Annotated in this window: 21 protein-coding genes; 6 read left to right on the top strand and 15 right to left on the bottom strand. The window is 62.4% G+C overall.

From position 1 onward, the window contains the following. Positions 1-6: 6 nt before the first annotated feature. From FHS02_RS19195 to FHS02_RS19185, 3 genes are all read right to left on the bottom strand, one after another. Positions 7-441 carry a YgiW/YdeI family stress tolerance OB fold protein gene (locus FHS02_RS19195; protein WP_137315938.1) on the bottom strand — a complete coding sequence of 145 codons (435 nt, stop codon included), beginning with the start codon at positions 439-441 and terminating at the stop codon, positions 7-9. A gap of 94 nt (positions 442-535) precedes the next feature. Next, the gene (locus tag FHS02_RS19190; protein ID WP_137315937.1) at positions 536-1,942 is read right to left on the bottom strand and encodes an ATP-binding protein; all 1,407 of its coding nucleotides are present in this window, start codon (positions 1,940-1,942) and stop codon (positions 536-538) included. Next, the gene (locus FHS02_RS19185) at positions 1,932-2,597 is read right to left on the bottom strand and encodes a response regulator (RefSeq protein ID WP_137315936.1); all 666 of its coding nucleotides are present in this window, start codon (positions 2,595-2,597) and stop codon (positions 1,932-1,934) included. The genes FHS02_RS19190 and FHS02_RS19185 overlap by 11 nt, the downstream gene beginning before the upstream one ends. A 311-nt stretch (positions 2,598-2,908) precedes the next feature. Between FHS02_RS19185 and hpaI the strand changes: the two genes are divergently transcribed. From hpaI to FHS02_RS19170, 3 genes are read left to right on the top strand one after another with little or no spacing between them, the layout of a single operon-like run. Then, on the top strand, positions 2,909-3,679 hold the full coding sequence (gene hpaI / locus FHS02_RS19180; RefSeq protein ID WP_137315935.1) for a 4-hydroxy-2-oxoheptanedioate aldolase: 771 nt from the start codon (positions 2,909-2,911) through the stop codon (positions 3,677-3,679). 42 nt (positions 3,680-3,721) lie between these two features. Beyond that, positions 3,722-4,618 carry a 2-hydroxy-3-oxopropionate reductase gene (locus FHS02_RS19175; protein WP_137315934.1) on the top strand — a complete coding sequence of 299 codons (897 nt, stop codon included), beginning with the start codon at positions 3,722-3,724 and terminating at the stop codon, positions 4,616-4,618. Then, entirely contained in the window at positions 4,615-5,901 is a 1,287-nt protein-coding gene (locus FHS02_RS19170) for a glycerate kinase type-2 family protein (RefSeq protein WP_217496852.1), read from the top strand. The genes FHS02_RS19175 and FHS02_RS19170 overlap by 4 nt, the downstream gene beginning before the upstream one ends. Before the next feature lie 52 nt (positions 5,902-5,953). Here FHS02_RS19170 and FHS02_RS19165 read toward each other — a convergent pair whose 3' ends face one another. Together FHS02_RS19165 and FHS02_RS19160 are read right to left on the bottom strand one after the other, a co-directional pair. Continuing rightward, complete coding sequence (locus FHS02_RS19165) at positions 5,954-7,270, bottom strand: GGDEF domain-containing protein (RefSeq protein ID WP_137315933.1); 1,317 nt, start codon at positions 7,268-7,270, stop codon at positions 5,954-5,956. A 98-nt stretch (positions 7,271-7,368) separates the two neighbouring features. Next, the gene (locus tag FHS02_RS19160) at positions 7,369-7,578 is read right to left on the bottom strand and encodes a hypervirulence associated TUDOR domain-containing protein (RefSeq protein WP_137315932.1); all 210 of its coding nucleotides are present in this window, start codon (positions 7,576-7,578) and stop codon (positions 7,369-7,371) included. A gap of 139 nt (positions 7,579-7,717) precedes the next feature. On the opposite strand from FHS02_RS19160, the gene uvsE reads away from it, so the two are divergent. Next, the gene (uvsE, locus tag FHS02_RS19155; RefSeq protein WP_137315931.1) at positions 7,718-8,605 is read left to right on the top strand and encodes a UV DNA damage repair endonuclease UvsE; all 888 of its coding nucleotides are present in this window, start codon (positions 7,718-7,720) and stop codon (positions 8,603-8,605) included. A 14-nt stretch (positions 8,606-8,619) separates the two neighbouring features. On the opposite strand, the gene FHS02_RS31965 is transcribed toward uvsE, so the two are convergent. The 3 genes from FHS02_RS31965 to pepN all read right to left on the bottom strand — a co-directional run bounded on the left by FHS02_RS31965 (position 8,620) and on the right by pepN (position 13,348). Continuing rightward, positions 8,620-8,937, bottom strand: coding sequence for a hypothetical protein (locus FHS02_RS31965; protein ID WP_307722168.1), 318 nt, complete (start codon positions 8,935-8,937; stop codon positions 8,620-8,622). Positions 8,938-9,141: 204 nt separating this feature from the next. Further along, positions 9,142-10,401 (bottom strand): hypothetical protein, encoded by a 1,260-nt coding sequence (locus FHS02_RS19145; protein WP_137315930.1) that lies wholly within the window; start codon positions 10,399-10,401, stop codon positions 9,142-9,144. A 301-nt stretch (positions 10,402-10,702) separates the two neighbouring features. Continuing rightward, positions 10,703-13,348 (bottom strand): aminopeptidase N, encoded by a 2,646-nt coding sequence (gene pepN, locus FHS02_RS19140; RefSeq protein WP_137315929.1) that lies wholly within the window; start codon positions 13,346-13,348, stop codon positions 10,703-10,705. Positions 13,349-13,445: 97 nt separating this feature from the next. Between pepN and FHS02_RS19135 the strand changes: the two genes are divergently transcribed. Both FHS02_RS19135 and FHS02_RS19130 read left to right on the top strand, forming a co-directional pair. After that, entirely contained in the window at positions 13,446-13,898 is a 453-nt protein-coding gene (locus tag FHS02_RS19135; protein ID WP_137315928.1) for a GNAT family N-acetyltransferase, read from the top strand. 95 nt (positions 13,899-13,993) lie between these two features. Then, on the top strand, positions 13,994-14,329 hold the full coding sequence (locus FHS02_RS19130; protein WP_371861487.1) for a nucleotide pyrophosphohydrolase: 336 nt from the start codon (positions 13,994-13,996) through the stop codon (positions 14,327-14,329). Between the two features lie 98 nt (positions 14,330-14,427). Here FHS02_RS19130 and FHS02_RS19125 read toward each other — a convergent pair whose 3' ends face one another. The 7 genes from FHS02_RS19125 to tssF all read right to left on the bottom strand — a co-directional run bounded on the left by FHS02_RS19125 (position 14,428) and on the right by tssF (position 25,879). Continuing rightward, positions 14,428-16,026, bottom strand: a complete 1,599-nt coding sequence (locus tag FHS02_RS19125) for a tetratricopeptide repeat protein (protein ID WP_175424905.1) — start codon at positions 16,024-16,026, stop codon at positions 14,428-14,430. Between the two features lie 142 nt (positions 16,027-16,168). Then, positions 16,169-17,683 (bottom strand): tetratricopeptide repeat protein, encoded by a 1,515-nt coding sequence (locus FHS02_RS19120; RefSeq protein WP_175424904.1) that lies wholly within the window; start codon positions 17,681-17,683, stop codon positions 16,169-16,171. Between the two features lie 86 nt (positions 17,684-17,769). After that, entirely contained in the window at positions 17,770-19,845 is a 2,076-nt protein-coding gene (locus FHS02_RS19115; protein WP_137315924.1) for a phospholipase D-like domain-containing protein, read from the bottom strand. A gap of 104 nt (positions 19,846-19,949) precedes the next feature. Continuing rightward, positions 19,950-20,204: a PAAR domain-containing protein gene (locus FHS02_RS19110; protein ID WP_137315923.1), complete on the bottom strand. Its 255-nt coding sequence runs from the start codon at positions 20,202-20,204 to the stop codon at positions 19,950-19,952. A 28-nt stretch (positions 20,205-20,232) separates the two neighbouring features. Continuing rightward, on the bottom strand, positions 20,233-22,989 hold the full coding sequence (locus FHS02_RS19105) for a type VI secretion system Vgr family protein (protein ID WP_175424903.1): 2,757 nt from the start codon (positions 22,987-22,989) through the stop codon (positions 20,233-20,235). Beyond that, on the bottom strand, positions 22,986-24,002 hold the full coding sequence (gene tssG / locus FHS02_RS19100) for a type VI secretion system baseplate subunit TssG (RefSeq protein WP_137315921.1): 1,017 nt from the start codon (positions 24,000-24,002) through the stop codon (positions 22,986-22,988). Before tssG ends, FHS02_RS19105 begins: the two co-directional genes overlap by 4 nt. Next, positions 23,966-25,879 (bottom strand): type VI secretion system baseplate subunit TssF, encoded by a 1,914-nt coding sequence (gene tssF / locus FHS02_RS19095; RefSeq protein WP_229422324.1) that lies wholly within the window; start codon positions 25,877-25,879, stop codon positions 23,966-23,968. The genes tssG and tssF overlap by 37 nt, the downstream gene beginning before the upstream one ends. Positions 25,880-25,906: the final 27 nt, after the last annotated feature.

Genomic DNA, 25,906 nt, shown 5'->3' with positions numbered 1-25,906 from the left:
GGAAACTTACTTGCCGACGACTTTCAGCTGGTCCACGTCCAGCTTCGATTCGCCGATCATGTCCTTGTCGAACTCGCCGTACAGCTCGACCTCGGTTGTGTGGTCGACCTTCGCGCCTGCCGGGAAAAGCTTGTCGTCGATTTCCACGGTGATCTTGCCGCTGGCGTCGGCGAATTCGTATTCCTCGTCGCCCTTGTGGCTCAGCAGCTTGCCTTTCAGGCGCACTTTCTGGTCGTCCTTGCCGTTGGCCAGCAGGTCCTTCGCCGTCATCAGCGGCACGCTCGACGGGCCGCTATAGCCCGCCGGCGCGGCCTTGGCGGCCGCCGGTGCCGCCGTGGCAGGGGCGGCGGATGGGCCGGTGTAGCCGCCCGTCTGGGCGATGGCGACGGCCGATGCGGCCAGCACGGCGGTCATGCAGGAAAGTTGGATGAAGCGTTTCATGGTCAGTCCTCCGATTGGTTGAGTGGAGCCGCCGCTGGCTTCTTGAATTGCGGCAGGCATGGACGCATTACACCGGGCGGACATGAATCGAATCTTAAGGTGCCGGCAGCGTCACGGTCGCCTCCAGCCCGCGCCCGTCGAGCCCGGGGCCGAAGGCCAGCGTACCGCCATGCAGCTCGGCGATCCGCCGCACGATCGACAACCCCAGCCCGCTGCCCCCCTGCCCCTGCCCCAGCACGCGGAAGAAGCGTTCGGCCAGCCGCGCCATCGACACCTGGTCGACACCGGGACCATCGTCGCGCACGGCGATGCGGGCATGGTCGCCGACGCGCATCGCTTCGATCTCGATGCGGCTGCCGTCCGGGCAGTAGCGCAGCGCGTTGTCGACCAGGTTGCGTACGGCGATTTCCAGCATGTGCGGATCGGCCTCCACGCCATCGAGCCCGCAGCGCACGGTGAGCGCAATGCGGCGCTGCGCGGCTGGCGGCGCATGCGTGGCGCGCACCCGCTCCAGCAGCGGCGCCAGCGCCACCGGTACGCGCACCAGCTGTTCGCGCGACAGCGGATCCATGCGGGCCAGCGCCAGCAGGCTGTCCACCAGCGCCGTCACGCGGCCGATATCGTCGCGCAGCTTGCGGAACGGGCCGGCCAGGTCGGGGTGCTGGCGCTGCAGCAGCTGCACGTGCATGTGCAGGCCGGCCAGCGGCGTGCGCAGTTCGTGTGCGGCATCCGCGGTGAAGCGCCGCTCGGCCTGCAGCGCCGCGTCCAGCCGCGCCAGCACGCCGTTCAGCGCCTGCACGATCGGCAGCAGTTCCTTCGGCTGACCTGCGAGCGGCACCTGCGCCAGGTCGTCCGGCGTCTTGGCGGCGATGGCCGATGCGGTGCGGCGCAGCGGTTGCAGCACGCGGCCCGTGAGCAGCCAGCACACCAGCGCCAGCAGCACCAGGAAGCCCAGTACCGGCAGCCACAAATGCTCGGCCAGTTCCTCCAGGATGTCGAAGCGCTTGGAATTCTTCTGGCCGACCTGCACCTCGACATTGCGCTCCCTGTCGCGCACCACGAAGACGCGCCAGCGGCGCTGGTCCACCTCGACGTCGGCAAAACCGTCGTCGTCCTCGAAGCCGGCCACGAACGGCCGCGCCGGCGCGCCGCCGGTGCGCTGGATCACGCGGCCGGCGACGACGAGCTGGTACTGCATGTCCACCTTGCGTTCCTGGGCGCTGCCGGGCCGCGCCAGCGCCAGCAGGCCGCGCTCGTCCCAGTCGGTGGTGGCGGCCATCAGCATGTAGCCCGATTCCTCCAGCGCGTCGTCGAACACGCCATTGGTTTCCTGCCAGGCGATCACGGTGACGATGCCCAGGCTGGCCAGCCACAGCACGGTGCTGGCGGCCACGATGGCGGCCAGCAGCCGCCGCCGCAGCGACCATGGCTGCGGCCCGTGCGGTTGCTGCCGCTCTGGCACGCGCTCTGGCACGCGCTCTGGCACGATGTTAGCCGCCATCGTTCTTCAGGCGATAGCCCAGGCCGCGCACGGTCACGATGCTGTCGCTGCCCAGTTTCTTGCGCAGGTTGTAGATGTAGACCTCGATGGCATTGCTTTCCACCTCGTCGCCCCAGCCATACAGGGTTTCCTCGATCTGCGCGCGGGTGACGATGCTGTTCCTGCGCAGCAGCAGCGCGTACAGCACGTGATATTCGCGCGCCGTCAGCGCCACCGGCTGGCCGGCCAGCGTGGCTTGCCGGGTATCGAGGTTCAGCGCGATGTCGCCATGGGCCAGCGCGTTGCTGGCCTGGTCCGCGCCGCGGCGCACCGCCGCGCGGATGCGGGCCGACATTTCCTCGAGCTCGAACGGCTTGACGAGGTAATCGTCCGCGCCCAGGTCCAGCCCTTCCACCCGGTCCGCCAGCGCGTTGAAGGCGGTGATCAGGATCACCGGCACGCGGTTGCCTGCCGCGCGCAGTTGCGCCAGCAGCGCATCGCCGGACAGGCCGGGCAGGCCGCGGTCGAGCAGCACGCAGTCGTAGCGGTGGGTCATCAGCGCCGTTTGCGCGGAGTCGCCGCGCTGCACCCAGTCGACGGCGTGGCTGTCGAGCCGCAGCCAGGCCTGGATGGTGTCGCCAAGGGAGATGTCGTCTTCGGCCAGCAGGATGCGCATAAGGAACCGGGCAGGAATGAGTAGGTGTGCCGCAGCGGCGACTGTGCAGCCGCTTCGTGAAGCGGATCTTAAGACAGAAAACAGAATTGCCGGTGTTGAGGCAGATCAAATTATGGAAAAATTAAGTTGTATGACGTCGTACAAATAAGTGGTATCTTGATGTGTAAGTTGCATCTGCGCACTGAGTTTGGAAGCCTATATTTCGCTTAGCCTTTGTTTCTTAAGTATCTTATGTCTTATAGATGACTGCACGCAACTAACGAACGCTGGCTTAGTTGTATGACGTCTTACAACATTTAATGGAGGAAGACATGACTGTGCCTGTAAATCCTTTCAAGCAAGCATTACGTAATCGGCAAATGCAGCTTGGCCTGTGGTCCGGCCTGTCGAGCCACGTGACAGTCGAAGTACTGGCCAACGCCGGCTTCGACTGGCTGCTGATCGATACCGAGCACTCGCCGAACGAGCTGCCGATGGTGCACTCGCAGCTGCAGGCGGTGGCACGCGGTGCCACCCATCCGATCGTGCGCCCCACGTGGAACGACACGGTGGTCATCAAGCGCCTGCTCGACATCGGCGCGCAGACCCTGCTGATCCCCTTCGTGGAAAACGCCGACGAAGCGCGCAATGCGGTGGCGGCCACGCGCTATCCGCCGCTGGGCGTACGCGGCTACGCCGCGGCGGCCCGCGCCTCGGACTTCGGCCGCATCAAGGATTACCCGCATGCCTGCGAAGAGCAGCTGTGCGTGCTCCTGCAGGTGGAAACGCCGGCCGCGCTGGCCAACATCGAAGCGATCGCCGCGGTCGACGGCGTGGACGGCATCTTCATCGGCCCCGGCGACCTGGCGGCCAGCATGGGCCACATCGGCCAGATCGGCCATCCGGACGTGGTGGCGGCGATCGACGATGCGCTGGCGCGCATCCGCGCCACCGGCAAGCCGGCCGGCATCCTGGCGTCCGATGAAAAACTGGCGCGCCGCTGGATCGAACAGGGCGTGGACTTCATCGCCGTCGGCAGCGATACGGGCCTGCTGGCACGCGGCGCCGAACAGCTGGCAGCAAAGTTCAGGAACGTCGCCTGATCGAACAATCGCAAGCAATCATCTCAATACAAAGGAAAAACAATGAGCAAAATCGGATTCATCGGCCTGGGCATCATGGGTACGCCGATGGCAAGCCACCTGCTGCGTGGCGGCCATGAACTGTTCGTGCATGACGTAAAACCGATTCCCGCCGAACTGCTGGACGGGGGCGCGCAGGTGCGCGACTCCGGCCGCGCAGTGGCGCAGGATGCCGAGATCGTGATCGTGATGGTGCCGGATACGCCGCACGTGGCGGCCGTGCTGTTCGACGAAGGCGGCGTGGCCGAGGGCCTGTCGGCAGGCAAGGTGGTGGTCGACATGAGCTCGATCTCTCCCATCGAGACGAAGCAGTTCGCGGCCCGCATCAACGCCCTCGATTGCGACTACCTCGATGCGCCGGTATCCGGTGGTGAAGTGGGTGCCCGTGCCGGCAGCCTGACGATCATGGTGGGCGGCACGCCTGAAGCTTTTTCCAGGGTCAAGCCGTTGTTCGAGCTGATGGGCAAGAACATCACGCTGGTGGGCGGCAATGGCGACGGCCAGACGACCAAGGTGGCCAACCAGATCATCGTGGCGCTGAACATCGAAGCGGTGGGCGAGGCGCTGCTGTTCGCCGCCCGCATGGGTGCCGATGCCGGCAAGGTGCGCGAGGCGCTGATGGGCGGCTTTGCCGCCTCCCGGGTGCTGGAAGTGCATGGCGACCGCATGGTCAAGCGTACGTTCGATCCCGGCTTCCGCATCGAACTGCACCAGAAGGACCTGAACCTGGCCCTGTCCAGTGCACGCCAGCTGGGGCTCTCGCTGCCCAATACCGCCACCGCGCAACAGCTGTTCAGCGCCTGCGCGGCCCATGGCGGCAAGGCCTGGGACCATTCGGCGCTGGTGCGCGCGCTGGAAACGCTGGCCAATTTCCAGATCGGCGACACGGTAAAAGAATGATGCGGCCGACATCGACGCCGGCCGTGCAACCTCGCGACCTGCTGCGCGCGATGTTCGATGCCGCGGTGGCCGCGGCACAGCCGGCGCTGTGCCTGCCGCCGCACCTGCCGCCACCGCCGCGCGGGCGCACGCTGGTGATCGGCGCGGGCAAGGCATCGGCCGAGATGGCGCGCGTTCTGGAACAGCACTGGCAGGGCGAGCTCACCGGACTGGTCGTCACGCGCTACGGCTATGCGGTACCTTGCGAACGCATCGAGATCGTCGAAGCGGCCCACCCGGTACCGGACGAAGCCGGCCTCGCCGCCGCGCGGCGCATGCTGGACTTCGTGGCGGGCCTGACGCCGGACGACCTGGTGATCTGCCTGATCTCGGGCGGCGGGTCCGCCCTGCTGCCCCTGCCGGCGCAGGGCCTGTCGCTGGCCGACAAGCAGCGCCTGAACAGCGCGCTGCTGGCCAGCGGCGCCACGATCAGCGAGATGAACTGCGTGCGGCGCCACTTGTCCGCCATCAAGGGCGGCCGGCTGGCGGCGGCATGCCACCCGGCGCGTGTGCTGACGCTGCTCATTTCCGACGTGCCGGGCGACGATCCGGTGGACATCGCCAGCGGCCCCACGTGCGCCGATGCGAGCACTTGCGACGACGCGCTGGCCGTGCTGCGCCGCCACGACATCGACGTGCCGGCCCACGTGCGCGCCGTGCTGGAAAGCGGCCGCGGTGAATCCGTGAAGCCGGGCGACCCGCGCCTGGCGGGCCACGAGATCCGCTTCATCGCCACGCCGCAGATGGCGCTGGAAGCCGCCGCAGCGGTGGCTGCCGGGGCGGGCGTGCCGGCGCACATCCTGGGCGACGGCATCGAGGGCGAAGCGCGCGAAGTGGGTATCGTGTTATCCGGGATTGCCCGGCAGGTGGCCGCGCGCGGGCAGCCGTTCGCACCGCCATGCATCCTGCTGTCCGGCGGCGAGACGACGGTGACGGTACGCGGCAAGGGCCGCGGCGGGCGCAACGTGGAATTCCTGCTGTCCCTCGCGGTGGCGCTGGACGGGCACGCGGGCGTGCATGCGATGGCCTGCGATACGGACGGCGTGGACGGCCAGGAGGAAATCGCCGGCGCCTACGCCGGCCCGGCAACGCTGGAACGCGCCCGGCAACTGGGCATCCGCGCGCGCGACAGCCTCGCCAACAACGATGGCCACGGCTTTTTCCAGGCGCTGGACGATTCGGTGGTATGCGGCCCCACGCTCACCAACGTCAACGATTTCCGGGCCATCCTGGTCGAGGGTTGAAAACCACCTGGCGCCGCTGGCACACGGCGCAGCACGCAGTCATGCGGCCGTGTCAGCGGCTCAAGGGGGCTATGCGGATCTGGTTGCGACCGCCCTGCTTCGCTTCATACAGCATCGCATCGGCACGCAGGAACATTTCGTTTCCGGTCTTGTACTCCGGGTAGGCCGCCACGCCGCCGCTGAACGAGAAGTGGCGCACCGTGCCGGGCGTGACCTCGAACGGGATCGCGCCGAACGCCTGCCGCATCGCATCGAGCCTGCGGGCGCCCTCTTCGAGCTGGCAATCCCAGAACACGACGACGAATTCCTCGCCGCCGAAACGGCTCAGCAGGTCGTATTCGCCGACATGCGACGACAGTGTCAGCGACAGCCGCTTGATGACGATATCGCCGAAGTAATGGCCCCAGGTATCGTTGATGGTCTTGAACTTGTCGATGTCGACCACGCCGAGCGCCAGCGGCCGCCCCTCGCGGCCCGCGGTGCAGATCAGTTCCTGCGTTTTCTTCTGCAGGCCCACCTTGTTCAGCAGGCCGGTGGCGCGGTCCTTGCCGATCAGGTCCTTGCTGACGCGGATCTTGTTGGCGCGGTTCACCAGCTGCGCCGTCAGCAGCTCGCGGCTGATCAGCGGGATGATCCCGTCGAAACCGCTGGCCAGCGCGTTGCGGGTCAGGTCGACGTCGACACGGCGCTGCAGCATCATGATCTCGCGTACCGGGTCGGCCTCGATATTCTTCTTCAGCACGCGCACGATGGCCTCGGTGCGCTCGTATTCCGTATCGGTGATCATCACCATGTCCGGCTGCAGGTCCCTGACGCGCAGGTGCAGCGTGTGGACATCGTCGTAACGTATCAGTTCGACTCGCCGTTCCAGCAGCGCCTCGGCATCGACGTGCGTGGCGTCGCCCAGGAAGATGAGGCGCACCAGGTCGCCCCGCTTCTTTTGCACGAACAGGTTGAACAGCTTGTCGACCAGCACGTCGTTGGCGATCGGCTTTTCCGCATAGGCCAGGCAGTCGCTGTCCACCAGGCGCTGCTGCAGCAGGAAGCGGCCGCCCTGGCGCGCGGACTGCAGGTAGACATAACTGTGGCCAGCGGGCAGCCGCGCCAGCAATTCGCCGAGCAACAGCGTCTTGCGGGCCGACTGCATATCGGCCTGCATGTTGTGCAGTGCATCGAGATCGATCACGAACAGGCTGTTGTCGCCGCTGGCCTCGACGGCATGCGCAAAATCGCTGACTTCGCTGAAAAAAGTAATGTCGAAGTCGTACTTGTGCGCATGCAGCAGCAGCTCAGCCTTGTTGTCCTTGATGAAGAAGCTCTGCGACAACAACAATGCGTGATTTTTATAAAGCGGCGCTTCGCTGTTCATGGCGTTATTCGCGTCGTGGTGGATAGGCATCACCTTACACAAGAACCGCGCGTCGGGTCGCATATTCGGCCATGCCGCTGTTGCTCGCCGTTACTTTTTCAGGCTTTTTTCAGTGCACTGCCTTTATGCGCGGCTTCGGCTCCCGTTTTATCGCTGACGACGAGGTACTCGGGGTTTTCCTTCGACGCGGCGACATGGTGACCCTTGATGTCGGTGGGGGAAGTGAGTTTCTTCTTGACCGTTCCATGCACCGTGCCCTGGGCCGATTGCCACTGCACCTTGTCGCCCGCCTTGAAGTCGTCTGCCATGATGCATTCTCCGGTTTGAACAGGACAGGCATTTGACCATGGATTGTCCCGCATTTCTCGCACGTTACAAGCTGTGCGGCGCCACATGGCACACGTCGCGGGCTAGAATCCGGAACTTCCGTCATCCACACGTTCCGGCATGCCACCACACCTCGGCCTCGTCTGCATCACCGTGTCAACCGCCGTGCGGTACCGCACGGTCACGCGCAAACGGCTGCTGGAGCATTCGCCCGACGGCCAGCGCAAGCTGCTCGACGAACTGTACCGCAGCAATATCCAGGTCCTGGACAACGCCCTGCGCTATTGCGAGACGGAGGGCATCAGGCTGTACCGCATGCCCTCTTCCCTGTTCCCGTTCGCGGACGAGGATATCGGGCGCGAAGTGCTGGCCCCGTTCGCGGCAACGCTGGCGCGCACGGGGACGCGGGCGCTGGAACGGGGTATCCGGCTGGTGATGCATCCCGACCAGTTCGTGGTGCTGAGTTCCGACTCGGCCGGCGTGGTGGAAAACAGCATCAAGATCCTGCAGATGCATGCGGACATCATGGACCTGCTGGCGCAGCCGCGCACGCCGTGGGCGCTGCTGGAAGTCCACGGCGGCAAGGCCGACCGCGACGATGCGCTGGTGGCCAACATCGCCCGGCTGCCGGACGCGATCCGCTGCCGCCTGGGGCTGGAAAACGACGAGTACGCCTACAGCGCCAGCGAGATCCACGACATCTGCCTGCGCAGCGGCGTGCCGATGGTGTTCGATGCCCATCACCATATCGTGCATGAAAAACTGGACAGCTACGACCACCCCAGCGTGGGCGAGATGCTGGACAAGGCACGCGGCACCTGGGCCGTTCCCGAGCACCAGCTGGTGCACATCTCGAATGGCCGCACGTCGTTCAACGACCGGCAGCATTCGGACCTGATCGCCACGATGCCGTCATCGTACGCCCGCGCGCCGTGGATCGAGATCGAGGCCAAGGCGAAGGAAGAGGCGATCAGCGGCCTGGCGGGATGGCGGGCCGCGGCGGGATGAGCGCCCCGCCCTGCTTATTTGGAAGGCTTTGCCGGGCCTTTGGCTGACTTGACTGGCGGCTTGGCTGCTGGCTTCGCTGCCGGATTGGCCGCTGGTTTGGCTGCCGCATTGGCCGCTGGCTTGGCTGCCAGCTTGACGCCGGCGGCCTCGAACAGCGTCTTGGCATCCTTGTGCGCCTGGTCGATATTGCGCAGCTTGGCGCTTTTATCGTGCCGCACGAAGAACTCCTTATCCTGCGCAGCCATCACGATCTTGACGGCTTCGTTCTCGGGAATGTCATATTTCTCGAAGATCAGCGTGGTGACTTCGTCCAGGTATTCTTCGTAGGTCATGTGGGGCTCCGGTGAAGGCGGCATTGTAGCGCGCCCGCACAACCGGCGACGCAGCAGTAAAAAAACCGGTGACAGGCACCAGTTAATTTGAAATGTTTCCTGAAAACCGGTGACAGACACCAGTTAATTTGAAATGTTTCAGAATAACTGGACGGTCCGCCGCCGCGGCCTGTCACCGGTTTTGGCTGTCGCTGCTGCTATTGCTTAGAAGTAGATCAGCTCGCCTTCCCGCCGCGCCTGCGCCTTCGAGTAGCTGACCCGGTGCGCCACTTTGCCGTCCGGTGTCAGCAGCGTGATCTCGCCACCCTTGTTCGACAGTTGCATCGAGCCTTTCGGCAGGCTGACCGTGATCGCGCCACGGGCGGGGATCGTGCCGAATTCGTCCGGGACGGCCAAGCGGTTCCGGTTCGCATCGCGCAGGACGAAGCCGGCCAACGACACGTCGCGTTCGCCGCCATTGGCCAGCAGCACGCGCTCGCCGCCGGGATCGTCGCCCTGCGGATTGACCAGCGCCGCCAGGATGCGCAGCTTGCCGGGTTCGACCGGGTCCGGCGCCGGGCCGACCGGCGGAGTGACGTCGGATGCCGGGCCCAGGTAGATAGGGTAGAACGTGCGGATATGCTGGTTGTTCTCGCTGCGGAACACCTTCAGCTCATAGCGCGCGCCGTTGATCACCGCCTCCTTCGGCGCGCGGGCGCCAAGGTGGGCGCGCACGGTACCCAGCGCCATCAGCCCTTCCACGCTGCAGCCGACGAAGAAGCCCCCGGTCGGCTTCGTCAACGGGCGCAGCACCTGGGCATCGTAGTCGGGCGCCATCCATTTATACGAGATCGTGACGGACTCCGGGAACTGCTCCTGGCCATCCTTGTACTGCCCGCGCAGGTAGACGATGCGGTCGTCGTCCAGGCCGGGGAATGCCGCGCGGATGCCTTCGCGCTGTGCCATGCCATCGTCCAGGTAGTACTTGTACCAGAAGTGGTAGCCCTGCACTTTCGGCCCCTGCTGCTCGCCCACGAACACGTGCTCGAAGCCGGACAGCGCCGGGTCGCCGCCGGCGCTGAACGTGCGGAACCACATCTCCAGCAAGGTGGCATACCAGCGCGCGCTGCTGACCGAGGTGCCGGTGGCTTCTTCCACGTACTGGCGGGCCACCAGCATCGGCGGGCTGTCGACCACGGCGTCCAGCAGGTCGTGGATCTCTTCCCTTTCCTCCGGCGTTTCCGCCTCGCCATGCTGCTCGTCCAGCGCGTAGTTGTCGAACAGCGCGTGGGCCAGGTCGTACGTAGTGCGCTTGTGCTGCGGCAGCGCGAGGTCGAACAGGATGTTCGGGTCGCGCAGCGTTTCGGTCTTCGTCAGGACACGGATAAACCCGTGTTCTTCCTGCCCTTCATTGGACGTGGCAAGCAGCGGCTTGATGCCGCTGCCGGCCTGGTCCGCATCCCAGATAGCCTGGTAGATGTTCATGGCCTTCCCCTTTCAGATGATCCCTTCCGCTGCCAGTGCGGCGCTTTATTGGTGTAACCCGGCCGTTGTGGAAGGGAATGAACAGGCGGGTGGAAGTGGTGGCGAATGCGGGCAAGTGGTGGGTAGCCTGCTTGTGCTCGCCATTCCCTGGAATGGTGACACCGGAAAATGACAGGCGTATGTGAAAGTGAGTCGGAAGATAAGAAAATACGCCGGGCGGCGAGTGCCGTCAAACATGCAATTCACTACCCATCAATAAAAACGCCGGCTTGCGCCGGCGTTTTTACAGGGTATGGATGACTCAGCCCAGCGGCACCGTCATCGCCTTGCGGATCGCCACGCAGCGCGCATCCTCCTGCTGCGTTTCCAGCAATGCGCGGCGGGTGCCGGCCGACAGTTCCTTTTGCTGCCCGGCGGCGTCCGCCAGCCGCTGCACGCTTTGTGGCGTGCAGGTGGCCGGGATCATCGACTCGGCAAAGCTGCGCATGTAGACGGGGCCGGCGGCCTTGTCCAGTTCCGGCAGTTGCGACAGCCGCTGCGCGGCGCTTTGCTCGCTGAGCGACGCCTGCGCGGCCGGGTAGATGTGTTCCATCGCCGTGCGGATGCGCGAGAACGGCAGCTTGGTCTGCAGGTCGGCGATCTTTGCCAGCCACTCCCCTTTCACCGCAGGATCGGGCCGCGCCACCTGTGCCGCCAACGCGGCGGCCTGGCCGGAATCGGACTTGTCGCGCGCCGTTTCGGCGGCCAGCAGCTTGTCCGCCCCCGCATAATCCTGCTCGGCGAGCTGCCGGACGATCGCCCAGCGCACGTCCTGGTTAATGGACACGCCTTTCGGCACGCCGCGATCCTGCAGCAGTCCAGCCAGGCGGTCCAGCGCCGGCTTGCTGCTTGCCACGTCGATGTACATGTTCAGCCAGCGGCGGCGGAAGTTCTCGTCCCCGGCATCGTTGACGCCCTGCCAGGCCATCTTCTCCAGCGCCTGCAGCGTCTTACCGGTGTAGGCGGCGTTCGGCGCCATCTTCTGCAGGTAGCCCACGCCGGCGCCAACCTTGGCAAGGACATTGCCGAGCAGCGCATAATCGGTTTCGCGCGGCGCGTTGTTCAGGGCCGTCTGCATGAATTCGTTCAGCGGCAATTCGCCATCGCGTACGCCATCCCACATGCTTTGCCACAGCATCCCGCGCAGCAGCGGCTCCTGCACCTTGCTGACGTGCGAGCGCGCCGTGCCGAACGAGCGCTCATCCAGCTTCACCTTGGCGTAGCCCCAGTCTTCATAGTTCGGATAGACCAGGTCCGGACAGGCCGCGCCCTGCAGTTCCGGCACCGGCGTGCTGCCGCCCTTGTAGGTCACGGCCAGTTTGCGGTCCAGGTTCAGCGCCTTGCCCTTGTTACGGAACAGCGCCACCTGCACGCGCTGTTCGCGCAGTACCGGATGCTCGGCCGGTGCCGTCTGCGCCAGGCTGAACGCATCGATCTTGCCGCCCTTGCAGGTGTAGCTGGCGGTGACGGTATTGACGCCCGGCTGGTACAGCCAATCCTGCGTCCACTGCGACAGGTCGCGGCCAGCCGCTTCGCCCAGGCTGCCGATGAAATCATCGAGCTTGGCGTTCTGGTACTGGTACTTGACGAGGTAGTTATGCACGCCGCGCCGGAACGTTTCCTCGCCCAGCAGGTGGCGCAGCTGCTTCAGCGTGGACGCGCCTTTCGAATATGTGATCGCATCGATATTGTCGAACGCATTCGCGCTGGTGGCCACCGGCACCTCGATCGGGTGCGTGCCGAGCGACTGGTCCTGCCGGTAGGCCGCCGTCTTGCCCTGCGCGTAGAAGTACTGCCAGGCGTTCTTGAATTCGGTGGATTCGGCGGTACCCAGCGTGCCCATGAACGACGCGAAGCTCTCGTTCAGCCACAGGCCGTTCCACCATTTCATCGTGACGAGATCGCCGAACCACTGGTGCGCCATCTCGTGCATGATCACGGAGGCCAGCGAGTGGCGCTGGTCGGTGGTCATCTTGTCCTTGTGCAGGAAGCCCTTTTCGGCGAACGTGATCGCGCCGGCGTTTTCCATCGCACCGTACAAGAAGTCCGGCACCAGCAGCTGGTCGTACTTTTCGAACTGGTACGGGATGCCGAAATACTCGTCGAAGAACGCCAGGCCCTGCTTCGTGAACGTGAACCAGTCCTTCGGATCGACCTGCGCGGCCACCGACTGGCGCGCGAACAGCCGCATCGGATACTTGGCGCTGTTGTCCTCCCAGATCTTGTACGGACCGGCATGCAGCGAGAAGTTATAAGGCGACAGCTTCTTCGACACGGGGAACGTCCAGCGCTTGCCGCCGGCCGCATCCTCGACCTTCGATTCGCGCGTGGTGGACACCACCACCCAGTCCGCCGGTGCGGTGACGTTGACCTGGTAGGTGGCCTTCAGGTCCGGCTGGTCGAACAGCGCGAACATCTGCTGCGCGGCGGCGGGCTCGAAATGCGAATAGGTATAGACGCGGCCATCGACCGGGTCGACCATGCGGTGCAGGCCTTCGCCATTGGTGCTGTGCAGGCGTTCGAAGCTGACCACGACGGTATTGCGGCCCTGTTTCAGGTCGGCGGCGGCGAGCGTGAGGAACCAGTTGTTGTATTGCGGCGTAACCGACTTGCCATTGACGGTCAGCGACTTGACGGTGGCCTTGTTCAAGTCGATCGTCAGCGGCGCCGAAGCATCGGCGAGATCGAAGTTCAGCGTGGTCGTGTTGGCGAAGGTTTCCTTGCCGGTCAGCGTGAAGTCGAGCTGGTAAGCGACGTTGGAGATGCGTGCGGAACGGGCTTCGGCATCGGCTTGCGACAGCCATTCTTTTTCGGCGCGGGGCGCACTCGCGGCCAGCACCGCCGGCGTTGCCAGCAGCAGCGAGGAACCGAGAGTCAGGGCGACGGCTTTCGTTAAAAGCGGTTTCATCGTTATCCTTGTGAGATGTGGTGCCCCCAGTCGACCACCGATCGGGCGGCGCGGAATGATAACATTCCCGAATCCCGCAAATATCCCAGAATTGTCCATGCAAGTCACCTTTGAAACCCCGGACCAGCCGGACGTGCACGCGCTGATCGCCGAACTGGATACCTACCTGTATTCGCTGTACCCGCCCGAGAATGTCTATGCGCTGGACATCGCATCGCTGCTAGAACCGAACGTGGTGTTTGCCGTGGCGCGCGACCTTTCTGGTGCCGCGCTGGGCTGCGCGGCTGTCGTCGTAACGCCGGAGTTTGGGGAGATCAAGAGGATGTATGTGCGGCCGGCGGCGCGCGGGCAGGGATTGGCGCGGAAACTGATTTCCACGCTCGAGGAAGCCGCGGCTGCGCGGGGGTGCTCGGTGTTCATGCTGGAGACGGGGCCAACGATGCCGGAAGCCTTGGCGCTGTATGAGCGCATGGGCTACAAATACCGCGGGGCTTTTGGGGATTATCCGGACGATCCTTTGTCGGTGTTCATGCAGAAGGTTGTGGCGTGAGTGGTTCGTCTGCTACTCCTGGGCCGGCTTCCGCTCCTGGCTCGGCTTCGGAGGCCGCTTCGTCTTCCTCTTCCTCCTCGTCCGTCGACACGTTAATAGAGCTGCGGGAACTGACCCGCGTATTCGCGGCGGAACGGGATTGGCAGCAGTTTCATACGCCGAAAAATCTGGCCATGGCGTTGTCGGTGGAAGTAGCCGAGCTGGTGGAGCACTTTCAATGGCTGCGCACCGGTTCGTCGGAGGAGCTCGATGAGCGCAAGCGCGAAGGGATTCAGCATGAGCTGGCGGATGTGCTGCTGTATCTGGTGCAGTTGGCTGATGCGACGGGTGTGGATTTGCGGGCGGCGGCGCTGGAGAAGTTGCGGCTGAATGGGGAGAAGTATCCGGCGGCTGTCGTGAAGGGCGATGCGCGGAAGTATGACGAGTATTGAAGTTGAGTCAATTGCTGTCCCTTTTTTTCGCGCGCGCCCCATCCAGCGATCGAGGGTAGCCAACGGATCCAGGAAGGCCGGAAACGCTGGTCCGTGATTCATTTGATGTCCGCATCCAGCCCCTGCGGCCCCGAATCATCCAACAGGTGCCATGACACGTCCTGCTCTGTAATCGGCAAGTGCCAGTCTCGCTCGGGATGCGGAAAAGGCTGCCCTTTGACAATCCATGATTGCCGCGATGGTTGGTTGATCAGCGCTTGAAGTGGATGCCCGCTCTTCAGCCACGGTTGCCAGATGCCGCTGACGGTGCAGTTCTCGTCGGCCGTCGTGCTGCGGAGCGGGGCTGAGTGCGGCATTTCGCGCGTCATGCCTTTCGGTGCACGAGGGGCAACAGCGTCATGATCGTGGGGGATCGTAATGTAATACTTCCATGCGATGCCTGGTACCGGACGGTGATCGTCTGGCAGGCGGATCGCTGGAAAGTTCTCGCCCTTCTTGTACAACCCGGGTTGAATCGTCGCGATGTGTTGTTGAACCGGCTCCGATTGCGCGGGTGCCTGTGGCTTCCAGTAACCCTCGAATGAGGCGTTTCCTGTGGCGGTTTCGCCAGTGGCCCTTAGCGCATACGCAGCGTCCAGAAAGTATTGGCCCGTTGCCTGCGATGTTGGAGTAGAGCTCGGTGGTTTGCTCGGAGCCAAAGTCACGCCACGCGCGGCATAGAGCAGAGTGTCGCGGTCACCATTCCATGGTGGCAGCGCTGCCGGGGGCAGGGGCAGTACCTTGTCCAGATTCGGGAATCGGTCGGATGGGTCGAATTGCAATGCATGGCCGATCGTCTGGTAACGCTTGGCTCGCGCCGGGTCAATATAGGGGGCAGGAGAATTTTTTAAGTCGATCGGATCGCCGAACTCGACAAATAATGAAATTGCGCATTCGTGGCAACCGAATTTGGTGCCATCCTGAAGCACTTGCAAGGCCCGCGCCTTATTGCTTTCCGTTGGCTCCGCATAACCCGGATTTGCGTAAAGCACGCTAAGATATTCCCCCGCCGGACCGTAGCCCTGTGAAAGGGCACACTCGAACATCTTGATCGCAATGGGAATATTCGACCAATATCCGGGGAGCGCACCATCCTCGCCGGCCCGCATTTTTTCGGCGAGGTAATGCATGGAGGCTGCATTGCCCATTTGCGCTGCCTTCTGCATGAATGCATACCCCTTAGTCGAATCACCAGGCACACCTGTTCCGTTCAGGTAGTAGGTACCCATCCTGTCGTAGGCTGCTGGCACACCCAGGCGCATGAGTTCTTCGACGAGTTTGACCGCATCTTCGACGCCACGACCAGGGTCCCGTCGTTCGATGTAAAGGCTGGCCAGATTCAGCATGGCTTTCCAGTGTCTCCGCTGCGCGGCCTGCTGCATCAACCGAACGATGGCTTGATAGTCCTTGTCGTCCGTGTAAATGTCGGCGCTATCGCGGGCGAGCGACTCGCGAAACCACTGGTCCGCTTGAGCATCGATGGGCGGAACCGCTGCGGCTTCTATCTTGCACGGGAAATCAGCCACGTGCGGTTGGAACAGTGGTGGCTTTTCATTGCGGGGAAGCGGCTGCATGGGAGGTTCCTTTGCCTGGCAAGCGGATAGGCTCATGGAAAACAATGCCATGAGCAAGATTGGCATATACAAGAAGCTCTTCATGTTCACCCCAACCGAATAGTGATGAGTATCGAAGTCGACAGAGTTGCTGTCCCTGCCCGTATCTGACTCAGGCGGTACCGCCATATACAAAAGTGTTTCTATCGATCGCAGCTAGGGAAGCAGGAAACGCTGGTCCGTGATTTCACTTGATGTCCGCATCCAGCCCCTGCGGCCCCGAATCATCCAGCAAGTGCCATGACACGTCCTGCTCCGCGATCGGCAAGTGCCAGTCGCGCTCGGGCTGCGGAAACGGCTGCCCTTTGGCAATCCACGATTGCCGCGATGGTTGGTTGATCAGCGCTTGAAGTGGATGCCCGTTTTTTAGCCATGGTTGCCAGATGCCGCTGGCAGGGCAGTTCTCTTCGGCCGTCGAACTCCGGAGCGGCACCGAATGCGGCATTTCTCGCGTCATTCCCTTCGGTGCGCGAGGGGCGACAGCGCCATGGTCGTGGGGAATCGTAATGTAATACTCCCATGCGATACCTGGCACCGGTCGGTGGTCGTCTGGCAGTCGGATCGCGGGGAAGTTTTCACCCTTCTTGTACAACCCGGGTTGAATCGTCGCGATGTGTTGTTGAACCGGCTCCGATTGCGCGGGCGCCTGTGGCTTCCAGTAACCCTCAAATGGGGCTTTTCCGGTGGCGGTTTCGGCAGTAGCCCGTAGCGTATACGCAGCGTCCAGAAAGTATTGGCCCGTTGCTTGCGATGTTGGAGTAGAGCTCGGTGGTTTGCTCGGAGCCAAAGTCACGCCACGCGCGGCATAAAGCAAAGTGTCGCGGTCGCCGTTCCATGGCGGCAGTGCTGCCGGGGGCAGGGGAAGTACCTTGTCGAGATTAGGGAACCGGTCGGAGGGATCGAAGCCCAGGGCATCGCCGATCATGCTATACCGCTCGGAGCGCGCAACGTCAATGTAGGGCGCTGGCGAATTTTCCAAGTCAATCGGATTGCTGAACTCGACGAATAACGCGTTTGCACAATCGTGGCAACCGAATTTGGCGCCTTCGTGGAGCGCTCGCAAGGCCCGAGCCTTATTGCTTTCCGTTGGCTCCGCATAACCGGGACGCGCGTAAAGCAATTCAAGATATTCTCCCGCCGGCCCATAGCCTTGTGACAGCGCGCATTCGAGCATCTTGATTGCAACAGGGATATTCGACCAGTATCCGGGGAGGGCGCCATCCACGCCGGCGCGCATCTTTTCTGCAAGGTAATGCATGGAGGCCGCGTTGCCCATCTGCGCCGCCTTTTGCATGAATGCATATGCCTTCGTCGAGTCCCCCGGCACACCAGTTCCGTTCAGGTAGTAGGTACCCATCCTGTCGTAGGCTGCCGGCACACCCAAGCGCATGGCTTCTTCGACGAGTTTGACCGCATCTTCGGCGCCATGAGCAGGATCCCGTCGTTCGATGTAAAGGCTGGCCAGATTCAGCATGGCTTTCCAGTGTCTACGGCTAGCTGCCTGCTGCATCAATCGGACGATCGATTGATAGTTCTTGTCGTCCGTGTAAATATCGGCAGTGTCGAGCGCAAGCGATTCGCGAAACCAATGGTCCGCCTGGGCATCGATGGGTGGTACTGCAGCGGCTTCTCTGTTGCATACGAAATTGGCTACGTGCGGCTCGAAAAGTGGCAGCACTTCATTACGTGGGAGCAGTTGCATAGAGGGTTCCTTTGCTTCGCAAGCGGACAGAAATATGACTGACAAGATTGTAAGAATGAAACGCACGCGACTAGGATTTTTCATATTCATCCCAATCGAATGATCGAGCTACGGTTATCTTCCAATTGCAGGATGTAGCCGATCAGTTTCTTTTCCTCGATTTTTTTGCTATCTGCCAATACCTTGGCCTTATTCATTTCCATAAGTCTGACCCAACTTTTAAATGTAACTGCCATTTCTTTCTTACTTCCCTCCCCTCCCATGGCTGTCTTGCCCGTCAACTGACTCCATACCCTCTTACGCAATTTTTTTGCATGCACTGGATCCAGCACAGAAATATTGATTTCGCTGTCGACCGCCATGCTGCGGTGATTGAGATTGGCACTGCCCAATGTCAGAAACAGGTCATCGACAATCATCAGTTTTGAATGAATGTAGATTTCCCGATAGCGCCACCGCCCTCCGTCTTTACCGCATGCGTACAGCATCGTCACGCAAGCCCTGATTCCGTAATCCCGCTCGAGACGCGCCATGTCCGGTTTGTCGATGCTGTTCGCGTGCTCCACAACCGTGAGTTCATTATTGGCTGCCGGCATGCTTTTGGGTGTCGTTACATACGGTCCTTGCTTCGGCGTTTTATTCACACGATCGATCATCTCTTGTTGTTTTTCCAGCCCGCCGTGAAGCCCCAGTGTCGCCAGGGAATCGTACGTACGGGGTATCATCTGTGCCCTCTCGGGCGTCGGCGTCACGATGAATACATGCATGGGCGGCAGATCACGCAGTGTCTTGCCAGCCGCACCGCACGCCTTGTTGTACAGTGCACAGCTTTTCTTTCGCGTCTCGAGCAGCCGCCGCGACCATTCCTCGTACTGGAAGTATTGGTTCTCGATATAGATATAACCGGCCCCCATCGTGGCGTTGTCAGTGGCTGTGAAATAGCTGTCGCGATTACTAATGTCGCGGTCTTCCGCGGAAGTGCGAACGATTTGTGCGGTGCAGTCGCCACTCGCGGGCTTTCGTCGTAGTACCGCAGGACCGTTCTCCCAATCGCGGACATCCATCATCGGCTTTGCTCTTTGTGCTTTGACCTTGCTATAACTGTCGCCTTCCCACGCCGCGGTGAAATTCTTGTAGAGGGCAATCAGGGTGCCACCGCGATCGATGCGGCAGGCATAATCACGCAAGGGTTTGAACGTTTTGAAGCCAGCGTCTTTCACTTGCTGGATGCATTCCTTGGTTTCCTTCTCACCGCCTTGTTCTCGAAGTGGATCTTCCAGCTTGTGCTCCGCCGTATCCCAATAGTCCGTGACCGAATTCAGCCCCATCACATAGCCGACGGCTTTTTCGCCGTCGTTGTAGTCATAGTCGATCAGGATTGGTTTCTGGTGGTGGCTGCCACCGTGCAACATGACTAAACGTTCAGGGCCAGAAGGCGTCGCCCCGTCGCGTTGGCCTTTGGTTGCACGGGAGAGATTGTCCGCGATATCGCTGCTGCTTCCTTTTCTCGTTTTGATGGCGATTCCCTTGAACTCACCATTGAATGCAGCCCGATACCAATAGCTGCAATATTGGCGGCGCGCGCACAACGGAATTTCCTCATCCCTCTTCGGTAATAGCCCGGCCCGTACGGGAGTGAGTTTGCGCCTTGCCGTGGATGGCACTGTTTCGGCCATGTGCGCCTTCAGCATTGCCACGCTCTTCTTAGAATCGATTTCGTCGGCCTTGAGAGGACCGGCGTACCACGAATCCGTATCGTGGCCGTAACCTGGCATGTTGTATGGGTGGGCGGGCCCTTTGGCGGTAGGGTCGTACCACACCAGCAACCGCACTTGAACACCACGTTTTCCTGCAGCGACCAGGAGATCGCCGTATGTATCGCCGCGTGGCCACCGGCTACCCGTCCGCTGCAGTTCGATCCCCGGATCGAATCCCCAAAAGATGATGTCGATCGTGTCGACAGCCTTGGCTATCTGCTCGGCGATGTCCTTGAAGCCGTCGGCGCCGCAAATGAAAAAGGTGAGCTTGTTGTTGTGTGAGATCGGATGCGTTACTGCGCCTTGCCGGTTCAGATTTTCCTGAAGCCACTGGACAGTGCAACGGGCCGAGCCGGTTTTCTCGTCGACATAGGTTGTTTCGGTACGTCTGATGGAATCGCTCATGTGTGCCTCTCTCCAATAATACGTTTGCGAAACTGCAAGTCGTGCACATGTAGAAACGCCTGGCGAGTGAAGACCGGGATCGATATCGTCGCGGTTCCAAATCGTCAGATGGTCGAAATCAGTTTGGCCCCGCAAGCGGTCGCGTCTCCCTCGTATGCGTACTGCTTGCCTTTGTGCTGGTTGCCCGAGCTGCCGGAATTGATCGGGAAAGCTCCCTTGCATTGCGGGCATGACGTCATGTCGCCGGCGAGCGCGGCTGGCTTACCCAACACCGTCGTGCCCGATGCCGCCGTCAATACGCGGCCGCCGTGCGTCGTCGGATCTCCAATTCGGATCACGCCTTTTCCTTGATGCTTCATTTCGCACCTCGCTCGAATGCAGTTGGTATCAGTACTTGTGCTCGCGCCCATCGGTAGCATCGTTCAAGGCGCGGTATCCCTCGTTCGATTTCGCTTTCTCGTCATTCGCGCTGGTGTTCTGATCGAACATTTCCACGCGAAGCGTGAAATGATCGCCATTGGCGAGCATGACCTCGTATCTCTCGGTTCCCCGTTCGTGGTCGAACTCGATTTGACCTTTGTCGTTCGTAAGGCCCGTCTTTATCTCCGCACCATCCTTGTAGACGACATAGGGCGTTTCGGCATATGGCGCACCGGATGCAGAGTGCGATTGAAGAAGCGGGCGCAGTTTCATCCGCTCATCCGCTGGTTCGGCAGATGAGTTCTCCTCATTTTTTACGCTCCGATCCGGTTGCGGTCGATTTCGCGCGCCAAGGGTCTCAAGGTTGCAGTGAAACTGGACAGGCGATTGGGAATAGACCTGTACCTTGTCCGCAATCTCGATCATCGAGCCTGCACCATGCAGCCGCAGTCCTTTCCTGCCGCGCAGTTCGATCCAGTCCGTTTCACTGAGCAGGCGCAGCACCTTCTCTGCGACCAGATCGATGTCGTCACTCTCGGCGCGGATCTCGACCTTGCCGGTCGCCGCGATCAGCTTCATCCCCAGCTTTTGGACGAAAACACGCGCGCCTTCTCGTACGCTGGCAAAAAAGCCCCCCTGCGCGGTCATGGAGAGATTGGCTCCTGCTGTCAGCGCAAGATGCTGGGCACCGGTCACATGCACCGACTGGGCGGCGGTTGCGGCAATACCGGCAGCGCTGGACAGCACCACATGTGGCGCGGAGAGTTCGGAAAGGTCGCCCCCGCCACCCTTGATGCCGTCGATCTGTGCAGCGATTGACTGCGCGCTATCGGACTGGCCACTGCTGCTGCCGGCAGCGTGCTGCCCCGCCAATGTCGCCAGTGATTTGTGTTGTTCATGTGCCTTGGTCAACCGCGCTGTCGTTTCTGCCATGGCTTTTATGGGGCCAGCGGCACCAGCTCGCGCCTCCGTGGTAAGCAGCAAGCCTTCGGCTGCTCGTGCTACGCCATGGCCGTCGGTGCGCAATTCAAAACCCGCGCCGCGTTTTTCCTTGTGCCCTCCGTTTTCCTCCAACCGATGTATCTGCCCCAGCGACAACTGACTATGCAAATGATCACTCCGCAACTGCGCCTGGATCTCGCCTTTTGTATCGTCCAGCACGAGCTGGTTACCGCGAACATCTCCCAGCTCGCGCGAGCGCAGCCCGGATAAGGCGCGTTGTGGCGACAACTCCCAAGGCACCGCATGCGCGGCGTTGTAGACCACGCCGGTAACGATCGGCCGGTCAGGGTTCTCACCCAGGAACTGCACCACGACTTCCTGGCCTACGCGAGGCAGCCCGATTTGCCCAAACTGCTTCCCCGCCATCGGCATCGCCACCCTTACCCACGCCGAGCTGTTCTCGTCACGCTTGCCCAGCCGATCCCAGTGAAACTGGATCGTGATGCGGCCCAGGCCATCGGTATGGATTTCCTCGCCCTGCGGTCCTGTAACGATCGCAGTCTGCACGCCCGGCGCCGGTGGCGGATTGCTGTGGAAGCCCCGCCCTGGGCGCCACGGAGTTGTCTTGCGCAGGCAGGTGAACGAGTTCTTGTAATACGACGGTTCGCGCTTGGCGGAATCGAAGTTGTTGGCAGCCGTATGTTGGACAGCCGCGATCAGGTACTCGCGACTGCGGATCGGTTCGCTGACCGCCGCCTGCTGGAACGGCCACTTCATGGAGGCGCTGTGATGGTCGGCCAGTACGAAGCTGCGGCCAGGCATGGCGCTGCGGTCGTTACCGTCCGCCTCGAAGAACTGCACCGTGCGGTCCGATTCTTCCATGCGGCACCTGGCCAGCGGCTCGCCATCGTTCCAGTCGCGGTAGCCATAAGCGCCAAGGTTTTCGTAAATCTCGTGGGAAGGCGCTTCGCCCTGCTGGTTCATCGACTCGTACGTCGCGGCCTGCGGTACCGGATTCTTGTAATCGAAGCTGCCCAGCGTCATGCTGCACGGGCCTACGCGGCGCACCGCCTGCCATTGCCGGATGCCGTCGCCCTCGGCGGAGCCGGCGTACGCGCGATACGGCATCGTTCCCGGTTCGACATCGCGCGTGCCGCAGACATCGACCCCGTCGGCATTCGTGCTGTCGTCGGAAAGCCAGAGCGTATGGCCATCGAGGCGATGCTCGTACCAGTAGTGCAGCCCGGCGGCTTCCCACCTGCGGTGCAGGTGGTTATAGTCCGTTTCGTTGTACTGGTTCATGCAGGTGACCTTGGGATCGTCGCCCCGCATGCGCAATTTCCAGTCATGCTCCTTGTAGTGGGCAAATGTCTTTTCGGTCATTTCCAGCACGCTGGTGGCCAGGAACGACACGCAATCCTTGCGAAGCTTCGCGAACGCCAGCCAGGGTTCGAGAACGGCCTGGTAATAGACGAAGCCCCCGTCCGTTTTCGCGTAGCGGAACTCGGTGATATAGCCGTTGAAGTGGCGCTCGGTGCCGTCGTCGCGCACCAGGGAGACCGTCATCATCTTGCCGATCATCGACTTCAGTGGAATCGATACATCGTCCGACAGCAATTCCACAGCAAAGCAAAAGCCTCGGGATAGCTCTTCCCGGGCGGACAGCGTATTGACGACGAGCGTGGCATCGGGCCCATCGCCGTTTGGAAAGTGGGAGCGCAGCAGTCGGCCCGTTTGTTGCAGGCGGTCGAGCGATATGGCACCGGGCGGTATCAGAGTCACGGGTTGCCTCCGTAGAGTTTGGGTTTCAGCAGGTAGCGGATCTCGCGCTGGCGACTGCGGCCCGGCGCGTCGGGAATAAAGGTGTCCCAGCCCAGCCGGAGTCCCTTGCCCGGCTTCGCAGTGAGCACGAGCGGCCGGATGCATTCCGGACCGGGCAGCAGGCAAACCTCGTACTCGAGCAACGCCTGCGCCATCACGGACGCCACCAGTCGTGACAGCACACGTGCGCCTTCGCCGCGCGGCAGCAGCCAGTCGAACTGCGCGCGCTTCAGCGGGCCGATGACGATGCGTAGCCGCTGGTCCACTTGCCACTGGCGCCGGCCGACCATGGTGCTGGTGCCGAGTTTCGGTTTCGTCGTGCCGAGGATGGTGCGCTGCGAAGGGTCGACGATCTGCCAGCAACCCACCATCGATTCCACGCGCACGGGCAGCCCCAGTTCGCCGGCGAGGATGCATTCGAGCGTGGCTGCGGAAACAGGGCGCACGCGCAGCAGCCCGGCATACCACGCTTCCCTGTCCTCCTCCGATTCCTTGTTCCCGCCCAGCGCCTGAAGGAATGCGCGCCAGCCATCCCGCCCCTGCGTATCGAGCATGACCTCCTGCCGGCTCATGGCCCAGGATTTCCAGAACAACGCCACCATGCGCGTCGACAGGAAGTCCAGGAAGGCGCGGGTGCCTGTCTCCTCCGCAGCGGCGCGGGCGAAACGGTCCGTATCGTGAAGCGGCAGCGTTCCGGCTGCGCCCAGCAGGCCGATGCAGGTCGGTGTCATCACGACGCGGAGCCCTTCCGGCTGGTCTTCCGTGCGCATTGCCTCGATTTCGCATGCCGGGAATGCCAGCGAAACGCTGTTCTCGAAGCGTAGTGCCCTGGTCAATGCTTCCTCGTTCGGCACGCCGCGCCGCGCGAACCAGCGCAGCAGCAGCGTCACGGCCGGGAGGAAACCGAACCGCCAGGGTTCGGCGAACAATTGCCCGATCAGGCCGGGCTCGCGTTGCCGCTGCGGCGTTTGCATCGCAGGATCTCCTTCTGGTCACGCTGCGACAGCACCACCAGTTCCACGTAGTTATTGACCTGCACGTACATGGCCAGGAAATGATCCATGACCTGCGCGAAAAGGTGGATGCCGCCGCCGACGAATGCCTCCTCATCCAACGTGATATGCACTTCTAGGCCCTTCACGAGCGATGAGCCGCGCTTGTGCTTGATCCAGGCCGTGGTGATCGTGTGATCGAGATTCACGATGCCGTCGACCATCCGTTTCGTCACCGGCGTGGCGGGCAGGTCGTGCAGCGTGAGCAGCTCCCTGAAGGTCGGCAGTCCTTCCGGTACCAGCGCATGGTGGTTCAGCGTCAGGTGTGAAATCAGCCGCCAGTGGTTCTGCCCGCCCGGGAAGTGATGCGTCAAGGCGGGTTTGGCGAGCAGGCGCACGACGGGGGCACCGGCCATGCCCGGCAGCGTCAGGTCGCCGGCAGCGGCCCCATACGCCAGCTGGTGCGGGAAGTCGCGGTTGGTGCACGTGACATCAACCGACAACGAACTGCGCTCCACTTTCAGTGCTTCGGCATTGATGTCCACCAGCGTCAACCGCTTTTCGTGGCCGGGGCTGATCGCCGCCAGCACATCGTCGTGGCGCAGGATCCAGTGGCGGCCGCGTCCAGCCGCGCCATGCCCTCTCGCATAAAGCGGCGTGAACTCGACCACATCGGCATTTTTCGAGTGCTGGCGTACCGCTTCGACGGAATGCACCTCATACGCTTGCGGTCGGGGAGCGTCTGCGACTAATGAGTACTCTGACGCCATGCCCGTCACGGCGACGGGCCTGACCGAATGCCTGAACAGATTGATGGCAGGAGTGCAGAACAGGCGCAGGTTCGCCGGCTCCAGCAAGCGCAGCATGCGCGCGGCATTGCTGTCCGACGCCATGCGCGACAGCGAAAGATGCAGCGTGATGCTCCTGGCGCCGGACGGTGCCAGCATGCGCAGCGCAGCGAGGTCGATGTCGAAGAAACGGAACTTCTGGGGAAAGCAGAAATACTCGGTCAGTATCCGCCACGCGCGATGCGAGCGGTCGCCGAACGGAATCAACGCTTCGTCGTCCGCATAGCCGGCCGGCGCCAGCGGCACCGTTGGCAGCGGCAGCCACTTGCCGTCCGGGGCCTCGACGAATGCGCCGCTGACGTGCATGAACAGCGTGTCATGCAGCGCGGCGCAGAACGACGGATCGCCATCGGCGAGCACCCGCAGCGTGCCCAGCGAAATCTGCGGCAGTGTGAGGCGGGGCGAAATCGAAGCGATCGTGATCGACAGGGACGCTGTCGCATCTGCGGGGAGCCGCGTTCCGGAAGGCGCCCGGAGCAGCGGCTCGAACCGCGCTCCCGTGATCGCCAGCGGTGCCATCGCAACCGATGTCGATGTTCGGAACTTGCACCGCGTACCTTGCACGGGCAGGGATTCGAGGATCGTTTCCCGCTCGATCGTCCGCACGCCGGACAGCTCCGCCAGATCTTTTTCCGGATGGCTGAAGCAGACAATCGCGCAGGAGGGAAAGCGCCGCAGGTAGTGCGGAAACAGCGATTCCAGCAATGCTTCCGTGAACTGCGGAAAACCGTCGTCGATCCGTTTCATGATGCGCGCCGCCAGCAACGCCAGCGCCTGGATCAGCCGCTCGACCTGCGAATCGCCGTCGCCGATGCGCAACCGGTCGGCCACGCGGGGGAAACGGGCGGCAAATTCGGCTGCATAGCCGCGCAACACCACCAGTTCACGTTCAAAGTAGGGAATGACATCTTTCATGATCGGGCCGCGGAAGTGTCGGGAAAGTTCATTATCGTGAGCTTTCCAGCGGGCAATTTGCGCCGGCTCAAAGGAATGCAGTGCGGAAACATTCATGCTTGGCCCAATTCTTTGCGAAAGGGA

The organism is Pseudoduganella umbonata, assembly GCF_014192225.1.
Taxonomy (GTDB): Bacteria; Pseudomonadota; Gammaproteobacteria; order Burkholderiales; family Burkholderiaceae_D; genus Rugamonas; species Rugamonas umbonata.
The sequence above is the reverse complement of the archived record's forward strand: the minus strand, read 5'-3'. Positions and strand labels throughout refer to the sequence as shown.